The 12675-nt window shown below is 73.7% G+C and carries 2 protein-coding genes; both read right to left on the reverse strand.

Annotation, left to right across the window (positions count from 1 at the left end; all coding sequences use genetic code 11):
- Positions 1 to 77: 77 nt before the first annotated feature.
- Positions 78 to 7250 carry an amino acid adenylation domain-containing protein gene (locus ABD371_RS18885; RefSeq protein WP_381733972.1) on the reverse strand — a complete coding sequence of 2391 codons (7173 nt, stop codon included), beginning with the start codon at positions 7248 to 7250 and terminating at the stop codon, positions 78 to 80.
- Positions 7251 to 7270: 20 nt separating this feature from the next.
- Positions 7271 to 12675: amino acid adenylation domain-containing protein (locus tag ABD371_RS18890; protein ID WP_344478412.1), on the reverse strand; the 5405-nt coding region annotated here is incomplete at its 5' end.

Here is a 12675-nt window from a genome sequence, read left to right on the forward strand (position 1 = left end):
ACTGACTCGCTTCCGAAGGGGGTGAACTTAGGTAAGCCTTGCATAATTTGCCGCCTCTTGGCAGCCGGGGATCCCGCTCACAGCGCGGCGAGCGCGGCGTTCAGGACCGGCCCGATCTCCGCGAGCCTGCCCGTGTCCATCAGCTCGTCGTGCGAGCAGTCCAGGACATGCTCGGTGATCTCGCCGTCCACGAACGCGGGCCACACCTTCAGCGGCTCGTCCTCGGGCCCGGTGCTCCGCGCCGCCGTGAAGAACAGCACATCGCCCCGGTACCGCCGGGTGGTGCTGCGCGAGAGCAGCCGCACACAGTGGACGTTGGTCTCCACGATCGCGCTCAGCAGCGAGTCGTCGAAACCGGCCAGCAGACCCTGGCTGTCCCGGATGGCGGTCACCGCCTCCTCCCGGCTCAGCGCGCCGCCCTCCGCGCCCGCCTCCCCGCCGCCCGCGCTCACTCCGGCGACCGAGAGCAGGAAACCGCTCTCCTCCCGCTCCAGCCGCTCCCGGAAGTCCGGCGCGTCGACATGGGACCAGTCGTCGTTCTCCGGCGGATAGGCGTCGAGGAGACCGAGGAACGCGACCTCCTCGCCGCGCTCCTGGAGGAGTGCCGCCAGGGTCTGCGCGAGCGTCCCGCCGAAGGAGTAGCCCAGGAAGTGGTACGGCCCCCGGGGCTGCACCGTCCGGATCTCCGCCAGATACAGCTCGGCGAGAGCCGCCAGGTCCGCGCACTCGGGCAGCGCGCCCGAGAGCCCCGGCGACTGGAGCCCGTACACCGGCCGCTCACGGTCCAGATGGCGCAGCAGTCCCGTGTACTGCCAGCTGAAACCGGACGCCGGGTGGAAGCAGAACAGCGGTGCCAGCGAGCCGCGCCCGCGCAGCGGCATCAGGGTGCGCAGCGCGTCCCGGCGGGCGTCGGAGCCGATCCGGGCGGCCACATCGGCCACCGTCGGGGCCGACATCACCGTGCCCACCTGGACCGGGATGCCCAGTTCGGCACGGATCCGGCCGACCAGCCGCATCGCCAGCAGCGAATGGCCGCCCAGCTCGAAGAAGTTGTCCTCGGCCCCGACCCGCTCCAGCCCGAGGACCTCGGCGAAGATCTGGCAGAGCAGCTCCTCGCGGGCGTCCTTCGGCGGCCGGCCGCTCTCGCCGTCCCCGAAGTCCGGGGCCGGCAGCGCCGCCCGGTCCACCTTGCCGTTCACCGTCAGCGGCAGCGCCGTCAGCTCCATGAACACCGACGGAACCATGTACTCCGGCAGGGCGGCCGAGAGCGCCGCCCGCAGCCGCACCGGTTCCGCGCCGACCGTGCCCGAGGCCGGCACGGTGTACGCCACCAGCCGCTTGATCCCGGTGGGCCCGGTGTGGACGACGACCGACGCGGCGGCGATCCCCGGCAGCGAGGCCACCGCCGACTCGACCTCGCCCAGCTCGATCCGGAAACCCCGGATCTTCACCTGGTGGTCGGTACGGCCCAGATAGTCGATGCTCTCGTCCGCGCGCCAGCGCACCAGGTCGCCCGTGCGGTACATCAGCGTCCCCGGCTCGCCGAAGGGGTCCGCGACAAAGCGCTCGGCGGTCGCGGCGGGCCGCTCGAAGTACCCCCGGGCCAGCCCCGCGCCCGCAAGATACAGCTCGCCCGGCACCCCGGCCGGAACCGGCCGCAAGCCGCTGTCCAGCACATAGGCACGGGTGTTGTGGATGGGACGCCCGACGCACGAGCCCGCGCTGCCGTCGACGTCCGCGCCCAGCGCGTTGATCGTGTACTCGGTCGGACCGTAGAGGTTGTACGCCATGGTGCCCTCGGCGGCCTTCAGCAGCGACCAGAGCGAGTCCGGCACCGCCTCGCCGCCCAGCAGCACCAGCACCGGCCGGTGCCGGCCCGGATCCAGCAGACCCGCGTCGATCAGCTGCTGTCCGTACGACGGGGTCACATTGACCACGTCGACGCCCACCCGGTCGTAGTGCGCGGTCAGCGCCGCCGGGTCCAGCCGCAGCTCCTCGCCGATGACATGCACCTCGTGCCCGTCGACCAGCCAGAAGAACTCCTCCCAGGACATGTCGAACGCGAACGAGACCGTGTGCGCCACCCGCAGCCGCCGGCCGCCGGCCTTCGCCACCGCCGGGGCGAAGATCCGCTCCCGGTGGTTTACCAGCATGTTGGTCAGCCCCGAGTAGGGCACCACCACCCCCTTGGGGCGGCCGGTGGAGCCCGAGGTGTAGATCAGATACGCCGGGTGCCGGCCGTCGCGCACACCGCTCAGCTCGGCGTCCGCCACCGGAGCGCCCGAGAGCGCCGCCAGCTCCGCCACCGTCTCCGGCGCGTCCAGCACCAGCAGCGCACCGCCCGCCGGGACCCGCCCGACCACCGGGGCGCAGGTCACCAGGGCCAGCGGAGCCGCGTCGCCGACCATCGTCGCCAGCCGCTCCACCGGATGGTCCAGATCCAGCGGCAGATAGGCCGCGCCCGTCTTCAGCACCGCGAACAGCGCCACCACGAAGTCCGCCGAACGCGGCAGCCCGAGGGCCACCACCCGCTCCGGACCCGCGCCCCGGGCGATCAGCGCCCGGGCCAGCCGGTTGGCCCGCTCGTCCAGCTCCGCGTAGCTCAGCCGCTCCCCGTCGAAGACCAGCGCCGTGGTGCCGGGCGTGCGGCGGGCCTGCTCGCCGAAGAGCTCGATCACCGTGGTGTCCGGCACCGGATGCCCCATGTCGTCGCCGAGCGCGAGCAGCCGCGCGCGCTCCCCGTCGGCCAGCGTGCGCAGCCGCCCGACCGGGGCGGCCCCGCCGTCGGCCAGCTGCTCCACCAGCAGTCGCAGCCGCCCGGCGATCCGCTCGGCGCTCTCGCGGTCGTAGAGATCGGGCCGGTACGCCACGCTCAGTTCGAGCTCGCGCTCCGGGGTCACCGCCAGGGTCAGCGGATAGTGCGTGCCGTCGACGCTGTGCGTCCAGCCGATCCGGTGCCGCTCCACGGCCTCCTCGCGCGCCGCGTCGTCCAGCGGGGTGTTGCGGAAGACATAGAGGGTGTCGAAGAGCTGTCCCACCCCGCTCAGCTGCTGAATCGGGCCCAGCCCCACATAGTGGTGCGGCAGCAGGTCCGCGTGCTCGCCCTGGACGCGCACCAGCAGCTCCCGCAGCGGCTCGTCCGGCCGCAGCGTCACCCGGAACGGCAGGGTGTTCATGAACATGCCGATCATCTGATCGACCCCGGGGATGTCCCCCGGACGCCCCGAGACCGTCGCCCCGAACACCACGTCGTCCCGGCCCGTCAGCTGCGCCAGCGTCAGCGCCCACGCCGAGCTGAGCGCCGTGTTCAGCGTGACGCCGCAGCCCCGGGTGAAGGTGCGCAGCCGGTCGCTGACCGCCTCGTCCAGCACGATCTCCACCACCTCGGCCGTCACCGGCCGCCGCTGCGGATCGGCCGGAGCCACCAGCGTCGCCTGGTCGAGCCCCGAGAGATGATCCCGCCAGGCCAGCGCGGACGCCTCCCCGTCGGTGGCGGCCAGCCAGCGCAGATACTCGCGGTACGGAGTGACCGGAGGCAGCCCGTCCACCTCGCCGCCCCGTGCGTACAGCGTGAACAGCTCCTCGAAGAAGAGCGACTCCGACCAGCCGTCGGTCAGGATGTGATGCTGTGTCACACAGAGCATCCACCGCTCGGCGGAGAACTTGAGCAGTGTCACCCGGATCAGCGGCGGCGCGGCCAGGTCGAAGCGGGTCGCCGCGTCCGCGAGGGAGAACTCCCGCAGCGCCTCGTCCTGCGCCGCACGGTCCAGACCGGTCAGATCCAGCTCCCGCCACGGCAGCTCCCACCCGGCGGGCACCACCTGCACCGGCCCGTCCAGACCCTCGTGCCAGAACGCGGAGCGCAGATTCGGGTGCCGCAGCAGCAGCGCGTCGAACGCCGCCCGCAGCGCGGACACGTCCACGGCGTGCAGCAGCTCCAGGAAGTTCTGCATCAGATAGACGTCGAGCGCCCGGTCGTCGTAGACCGCGTGGAAGTACAGCCCCTCCTGGAGCGGCGAGAGCGGCAGCACCTCCCCGGCGTCCGGGAACGCCCGCCCCAGCACCTCGCGCTGCGCCTCGTCCAGGACCACCAGCGGCCCCTGCTCCCCGGCCGGGGCGGCGGCGGGCCCGCCGGCCGCGGCCGCCGGCCGCGCCACGGCCGCCAGCTTCGCCACCGTACGGTGCTCGAAGACCTCGCGCGGGGTCAGCGCCAGGCCCTCCTTGCGCGCCCGGGACACCAGCTGGATCGAGACGATGCTGTCGCCGCCCAGGGCGAAGAAGTCGTCGTCCACACCGGCCGAGGCCAGCCCCAGCACCTCCGTGAAGACCCGGGCGAGCGTCTCCTCCGTCCCGCCCTCCGGCGCACGGGAGACCTCGGAGCCGCCCAGCACCGGCGCGGGCAGCGCCGCCCGGTCCAGCTTGCCGTTGACATTCGTCGGCAGCTCGTCCAGCACCACCACCGCCGCCGGGACCATGTACTCCGGCAGCGAGGCGGCCAGCTCCGCCCGCACCGTGGCGGGCTCCGCCCCGCCGGTCACATAGGCCACCAGCCGGCGCACCCCCGGGGTGTCCTCACGCACCACCACGGCGGCCGTGCCCACACCCGCCAGCGCCGTCAGCGCCGACTCGATCTCGCCCAGCTCGATCCTGAAGCCCCGGATCTTCACCTGGTCGTCGGCCCGGCCCAGATACTCCAGCTCGCCGTCGGCCCGCAGCCGCACCAGATCCCCGGTGCGGTACATCCGCGTACCCGGCCCGCCGTAGGGGTCCGCCACGAACCGCTCGGCGGTCAGCGCGCACCGGCCCAGATAGCCGCGCGCCATGCCCCGGCCCGCGAGATACAGCTCGCCGACCGTGCCCGCCGGAGCCGGCCGCAGCGCCGAGTCCAGCACATACGCCGAGGTGTTGCCGATCGGACGGCCCACCACCGGCGTCGCGCTGTCCGCGAGATCCGCCGCGAGCGCGTCCACGGTGTACTCCGTCGGCCCGTACAGATTGACCGACATCACCCCGCTCGCCGCCCGCACCCGCGTCCACAGCGAGTCCGGCACCGCCTCGCCGCCCAGCAGCAGCAGCGCCGGCCGGTGCCGCTCCCCGTCCAGCAGCCCCCACTCCACGAGCTGCTGGGCGTAGGTCGGCGTCACGTCCATCGCGTCGATCCGCCGCTCGCGGACATAGCCGACGACGAACTCCGCGTCCCGCCGCCCCACCTCGTCCAGCACATGCAGCTCATGCCCGGCGATCAGCCAGAACAGCTGCTCCCAGGAGGTGTCGAAGCTGAACGAGGCGGTGTGCAGCGCCCGCAGCCGACGGCCGCCCGACGCGCCTGCCACCGGGCCGAAGACCCGGTCGACATGGTTGGCGTAGAGATTGGCGAGACCGCCGTGGGTGAGCACCACGCCCTTGGGACGGCCGGTGGAACCCGAGGTGTAGATGACGTACGCCGGATGGTCCGGGCTCACCGCCGGGGCGGCGAAGCGGCCGTCGAAGGTCGCCAGCTGGGTCGTGGTCCACTCGCCGTCCAGCACGATCCGCTCCGGACCGCCGCCCTCCGGCAGCAGCCCGGCAGCGGCCGAGGTGGTCAGCACACACACCGGGGCCGCGTCCTCGATCATGTAGCCGAGCCGGTCCGCCGGATGGTCCAGATCGAGCGGCAGATACGCCCCGCCCGCCCGCAGCACCGCGAGGATCGCCACCACCGAGTCCGCCGAACGCGGCACGGCCAGCGCCACCACCGACTCGGGGCCCACCCCGCGCGAGGCCAGCAGCGCCGCCAGCCGGCCCGCGCGGGCGTCCAGCTCGCCGAAGGTCAGCTCCTCGGCCCCGGAGACCACCGCCCGCGCGTCCAGGGCCCCCGCCGCCCGCTCGGCGAACCGGTCGGCGACCGTGCCCGAAGGCACCGGGAACGCGGCCCCCCGGGCCCCGCCCAGCAACTGCTCGCGCTCCGCGGGCGACAGAAGAGCCAGCGCCCCCACCGCCGTCTCCGGCGCGGTGGACAGCTGGTCCAGCACCGAGGCCAGCCGCTCCGCGATCAGCCCGGCCCGCCGCTCGTCGAAGAGATCCGGCCGGTACTCCAGCTCCAGCCGGACCCGCTCCTCCAGCGACACCGCGAGCGTGAGCGGATAGTGCGTGGCGTCCCGCGCCTCGACCCCGGTGACGCTCAGCCCGTCCCCCGGCTCCGGCCGGGCGTCCGGGTCCACCGGATAGTTCTCGATGACCACCAGGGTGTCGAACAGCTCCCCGCCGCCCGCCTGCTTCTGAATCAGCCGCAGCCCCAGATGGTGATGGGCCAGCAGCCCGTTCTGCTCGTCACGGAACCGCCGCAGCAGCTCCTCGGCGCTCTCCCCCGAGCGCGGAGTGATCCGCACCGGCACCGTGGTGATGAAGAGACCCACCATCGACTCGACGCCCGGCAGCTCGTCGGGACGCCCCGACACCGTCAGCCCGAACACCACGTCCTGACGGCCGGTCAGCCCGCCCAGCACCAGACCCCAGGCGCACTGGATCAGCGTGGAAGGAGTGGTGCCCAGCCGTCTCGCCGTCGCGGTCAGCCGCCCGGTGGCCTCCTCCGACAGCTCCACCCCGAGCACACCAGGACGCACCGAGCCACGAGCCGGATCGGCCGGAGCCACCAGCGAAGCACCCTCAAGACCGGCCAGCGCCGAACGCCACGCGGCCTCGGCGGCCGGCCCGTCCTGCTGCTTCAGCCACTTCAGATACTTCCGGTACGGACGCACCGCCGGCAGCGCCGAGGCGTCGCCGTCGCTCCGGTACAGCGCCAGCAGATCCCCGACCAGCAGCGGCATCGACCAGCCGTCGACCAGGATGTGATGAACGGTCACCACCAGACGGTGATCACCCTCCCCGAGCCGCGCCAGCAGCAGCCGCAGCAGCGGCGGCCGGTGCAGCTCGAAGCGGCGCGCCAGCTCCTGGCGCTCCACCCGCCGCAGCGCCTCGGCGAGAGAGCTCCCGTGGCCGCCCGCGCCCCGCTCCGACAGATCGACCCGGCCCACCGGAACGCTCACCTCGGAGGGCACGAACTGCACCGGCTGCGGCACGCCCTCGTGCCAGAACCCGGCCCGCAGATTGGCGTGCCGCCGCAGCAGCGCCGCCGCCGCCCGCTCCAGCCGCCCGGTGTCCACCGGCCCGGCCAGCGCCACCGACACCTGCACGGTGTAGACGTCCGTCGCCCCGGCGTCGTACACGGAATGGAACAACATGCCCTGCTGAAGAGGCGACAGCGGAAGCATGTCCTCGATTCGAGCCTGCGTCACTGCTGATCCCTCCACATTGCTTCGAGCATGCTGATCTGGTCCTGGTCGAGATCGACCAGGTCGAGGTCCGAGGGCGTATGACCCCCGGTGGTGGTACCGCCGGCCGCCCAGGCGGCCAGGGCGTCCAGTGCGGCGAGCCAGCCGTCGGCGATCTCGCCGACCGTGGCCTGATTGAGTGCCTCGCCCGCCCAGATGAACCCGGCGACGAGCCTCGGCCCGTCCGGGCCGTTCTCGATCTCCGCGTTGATCTCCAGCGGGTGCGAGAGCGGAGTCGCCGGATCCGGCCGTACGGACAGGGCGTCCGCCTCGGCGGCCGGACCCCAGTCCGCCGAGAGCGCCTCGGCCGTGTTGCGGCCGAGATAGTTCCAGAGGACCTCCGGACGGGCCCCCGGATCGAACAGCCGCGCCGTGGCCGCGTTGGCATACCGCAGCAGCCCCGCGCCGAGCCCCCCGTCCGGGACGCCCCGCAGCAGCTCCTTGACCTCCTTGAGCGCGGCCCCGGCGTCCTCACGGCCCGCCAGCACCGCGACCGGGTCATAGCCCCCGCCGCCGAGCCGCAGCGGATACAGGCTGGTCAGCCAGCCCACCGTCCGCGTGAGATCCGCGCCCGGCAGCAGCTCCTGCTCCCGGCCGTGCCCCTCCAGCTCCACGACCGGCGCACCGGCCCCGATGTGCCCGGCCCGCGCCGCCCAGTCGCCCAGCGCCAGCGCCAGCGCGGTCAGCAGCGTGTCGTTGACCGTCCCGTGGAAGGCCTGCGGCACCGACTCCAGCAGCGGCGCGGTGCGCTCCGCCGAGAGCCGCACGGTCAGATCCCGTGCCGTCGCCACCGTGTCCCGCGCCGGATCCAGCGGCCGGGCCGTCAGCGTACGCACCGGGGCGTCCGCCTCCAGCCAGCGGTCCAGCTCAGCCACCCGGCGCGGCGCGTGCGCCTCCGCCAGCAGATGAGCCGTCCACGTCCGCAGCGAGGTGCCCACCGGATCCAGCGCCGGGGCCCGGCCCGCGACGACCGCCTCCCAGGCGGCCCGCAGATCCGGCAGCAGAATCCGCCAGGAGACCTCGTCCACCGCCAGATGGTGCGCCACCAGCAGCAGCCTGCCCGCGACCCCCGGCCCCGCGTCGAACCGCACGGCCCGCACCGTCTCACCGGCCACCGGGTCGAGTTCCCCGGCCGCCCGGTCCGACTCCCGGCCGATCAGCTCCCGCAGACCGTCCTCGTCCAGACCGCGCGCGTCCACCGTCCGCAGCACCGCCCGCGCGTCGATCGCGCCGCGCGGCCGGACCTCGGCGCTCCACACCCCCGGCCGGCCCACCGTCAGCCGCTGCCGCAGCCCGTCGTGATGGTCCAGCAGCGCGCCCAGCGCGGGTACGAGATCCTCCTCCCGCACCCCGGCCGGCAACCGCACCAGCCTGGCCTGGCAGAACCGCTCGAACGGACCGCCGCGCCCGGCCAGCCACCGCGCGATCGGCGGCAGCGGCAGCGCGCCGACCCCGTCGTCCACCGGCCGGGCCACGGCAGCCGCCGCGCCCTTGGCGACCCCGGCGAGACCCGCCGGCGTCGGCTGCTGGAAGATCTGCCGCGCCGTGATGGTCAGCCCCGCCCTGCGGACCAGACTCACCAGCCGGATGGAGACGATGCTGTCGCCGCCCAGCTCGAAGAAATTGTCGTCCGCCCCGACCCCGGGACGGCCCAGCACCTCGGCCATCGCCCGGCAGAGGACCTCCACCGGAGACCCGCCCGCCGAAGGATCCGGCACCGTGCCCACGGCCGCCGCCGGCCCGGCCGGCCGCGCCACGACCGGCGCGGGCGCGGGCAGCGCCCGGCGGTCCAGCTTCCCGTTCGGCGACAGCGGCACCTCCGCCAACTCCAGGAAGACCGACGGAATCATGTACTCCGGCAGCCGCTCGGCCGCGTGCGCCCGCAGCGCCCCCGCGTCGAACCCGCCCGCACCGGCGACGGGCACCGCGTAGCCGACCAGCTGCCGCACCCCCGGAACGTCCTCCCGGACCACGACCACGGCCCGCGCCACCCCGTCGGCCGCCGCCAGCACCGCCTCGATCTCACCCAGCTCGACCCGGAAACCGCGCAGCTTCACCTGATCGTCGGCGCGCCCCAGATAATCCAGCCCGCCGTCCGCCCGCCACCGCGCCAGATCGCCGGTGCGGTACATCCGCGCCCCCGGCCCCCCGTGCGGATCGGCGGTGAACCGCTCGGCCGTCAGCCCCGGCCGCGCCGTGTAACCCCGGGCCAGCTGCGCCCCGGCGAGATACAGCTCACCGGCCACACCCACCGGAACCGGCCGCAGCGCCCCGTCCAGGACGTACACCCGGGTGTTCCACACCGGAGTGCCGATGGAGACCGAACCGGCCGCGCCGTCCTCGGCCCGGCAGGAGGCCGCGGTCACATCGACGGCCGCCTCGGTCGGACCGTACAGATTCTCCAGCGCCACCGCGTTCGCACCGGCCGAGGCGTGGAAACGCGCCACCAGATCGCCGGGGAGCGCCTCACCGCTGCACACCACGAGCCGCAGCCCCGGGCAGGAGGCCACCTCGACCTCGCCGACGAACGCCTCCAGCATCGAGGGCACGAAGTGCAGCACACTGACCCGCTCCTCGCGGATGAGCGAGGCCAGATACTCCGGGTCCCGATGGCCGTCCGGCCGCGCGATCACCAGCGGAGCGCCCTCGGCGAGCGGCCAGAACAGCTCCCACACCGAGACGTCGAACCCGGCGGGCGTCTTGTGCAGCACCCGGTCCGCCGGAGTGAGGCCGTACGCGCCCTGCATCCACTTCAGCCGGTTGACGATGGCCGCGTGCTCCACCATCACCCCCTTGGGGCGGCCGGTGGACCCCGAAGTGAAGATCACATACGCGGGGTGGCGCGGCAGCAGCGCCGTCGACCGGTCCACGTCCGTCACCTCGAAGGAGGCCAGCGAAGCCAGCCGCTCCAGCGTCGCGGGCGCGTCGAGCGCGATCCGCTCGGCCGTCACCCCGGACGGAAGGAGCGCCTCGGACGCGGTGTCGGTCAGCACACAGACGGGCCGTGCCGTCCGTGTCATGTACGCCAGCCGGTCACCGGGAAGCGTCAGATCCAGCGGCAGATACGCGCCGCCCGCCCGGACCACCGCGTGGACGGCCACCAGCAGGTCGAACGAGCGGGGCAGCGCCACCGCCACGACCGCCTCGGGACCGACCCCGCGCCCGATCAGCAGCCGGGCCAGCCGGTTCACCCGCTCCTCGAAACCGGCGCGCGAGAGCCGCTCGCCGTCGAGGACCAGGGCGTCGGCGGCCAGATCACGGGCCCCGGAGGCCACCAGGGCGGCCAGCGTGAGGGGGCCGGGCAGCTCACGGGCGGTGTCGTTCCAGCCGTGCGTCACCCGCTCCCGCTCCGCCGGATCCATCACCGCGATGCCGGAGACCGGCGTCCCCGGGTCGGCGGCGACCGCGTCCAGCAGCCGCAGCAGCCGGTCCGTCAGCCGCTCGGCCCCCGAGCGGTCGAAGAGATCGGTGGCGTACCGGACACCGCCCGAGAGCCGGCCGTCGGTCTCGGACGCGGCGAAGGCCACCTCCAGATCGAGCTTGGCACCGCCGATCTCCACCGGCAGCTCGGCCGCCGGGAGACCGAACAGCTCCCGTACTCCCTCACCGGTCGAGTAGTACGTCACCATCGTCTGGAACAAGGGATTCCGAGACTGCGAGCGGGCCGGGCCCACGGCCTCCACCACCCGCTCCAGCGGCAGATCCGCGTTCTCGAACGCGGCCAGACCGGTGTCCCGCACCCGCGCCACCAGCTCGGCGAAGGTCGGGTCGCCGGAGAGATCCGCCCGCAGCACCAGAGTGTTGAGGAAGAAGCCGACCAGCTCGTCCACCGCCGCCTCGCCCCGCCCGGAGACCGGGCTGCCGAGGGGGATGTCCTCGCCCGCGCCGAGCCGGTGCAGCAGCGCCGCCACGGCGGCATGGGCCACCATGAACATCGTCGCGCCGGTCTCCCGGGCGATCCGCGCCAGCCCCCGGGCCGTCGCCTCCGGCACCTCGAAGGTCACCACGTCGCCCGCGTGGCTGGAGGTCGCGGGTCGCGGCCGGTCGGTGGGCAGGGGCAGCTCGTCGGGGAGCCCGGCGAGCGCGGTGCGCCAGTGTTCGGTCTGTGCGGTGGCGAGGGGGGTGTCGGCGAGGAGTTCGTGCTGCCAGAGGGCGTAGTCGGCGTACTGGACGGGCAGCGGGGCGAACTCCGGTGCCCCGCCCGCGAGCCGGGCCCGATAAGCCGTGTCGAGATCGTCCAGCAGCGGCCCGGTCGACCCCTCGTCGGTGGCGATGTGGTGGATCAGCAGGACGAGGGTGTGGTCGTCCTCGGCGGTGCGCAGCAGCGTCACCCGCACCGGTACGTCCACCGCCAGATCGAAGACCTGACCGCAGACGGACTCCGCCTCCGTCGCCAGCCACTCCTCGGGAACCTCACGGACCGAGAACGGGACCCGCGCCTCATCCGGCCGCAGAACGCGCTGGTAGGGCTCACCCTCGTGCTCGGCGAAGAGGGTACGCAGCACCTCATGACGGGTGATCACATCGTGTACGGCGGCCTCCAGCGCGGGGATGTCGAGCGCGCCGCGCAGCCGTACCGCGAACGGCACGTTGTACGCCGTGCCCGGGCCGCGCGCACTGTCGATCAGCCACAGCCTGCGCTGGGCGTAGGAGAGCGGCAGCCGCTCCGGCCTGGTGGCCGCGCCGGTCAGCGCGGGCCGCTCGACGGCGGACCCGCCGCCGAGGCGGGCCGCGAGAGCGGCGGCCGTGCGCGCCTCGAACACATCCCGTACGGAGCAGTCCGCACCCAGCGCGGTACGCAGCCGGCTCACCGCGCGCGTGGCGAGCAGCGAGTGCCCGCCGAGCCGGAAGAAGTCGTCCTCCACACCGATGGAGTCCAGCCCCAGCGTCGCCGCCAGGATGCCGCTGACGATCTCCTCGCGAGCGTTGCGCGGCCCCCGCGACAGGGTGACCGAGGAAGCCTCGGGCGCGGGGAGGGCGGCGCGGTCGAGCTTGCCGTTCACATTGGTCGGCAGCTCCTCCAGCGCCACGATCGCGGCCGGGACCATGTAGTCGGGGAGTTCGCCGGCCAGGCTCGCGCGGAGCGCCACGGGGTCGGCCGTACCCGTGATGTACGCCACCAGCTGAGGCACTCCGGAGTCCTCGCGGAGGATGACGGTGGCGGTGGTGACGTGGGGGTGGTGGGTGAGGGCGGTTTCGATTTCGCCGAGTTCGACGCGGAAGCCGCGCACCTTTACCTGGTCGTCGGCTCGTCCGAGGAATTCGATGTGTCCGTCGGTGCGTCGTCGTGCGAGGTCGCCGGTGCGGTACATGCGGGTGCCGGGGGTGCCGTGGGGGTTGGCGGTGAAGCGTTCGGCGGTGAGGG

The organism is Streptomyces amakusaensis, assembly GCF_039532665.1.
GTDB lineage: Bacteria > Actinomycetota > Actinomycetes > Streptomycetales > Streptomycetaceae > Streptomyces > Streptomyces amakusaensis.

What these genes read in the sequence shown, in the direction of transcription:
- ABD371_RS18885 (WP_381733972.1), bottom strand. Translation starts at nt 7,250, where the DNA reads ATGCTTCCGCTGTCGCCTCTTCAGCAGGGCATGTTGTTCCATTCCGTG.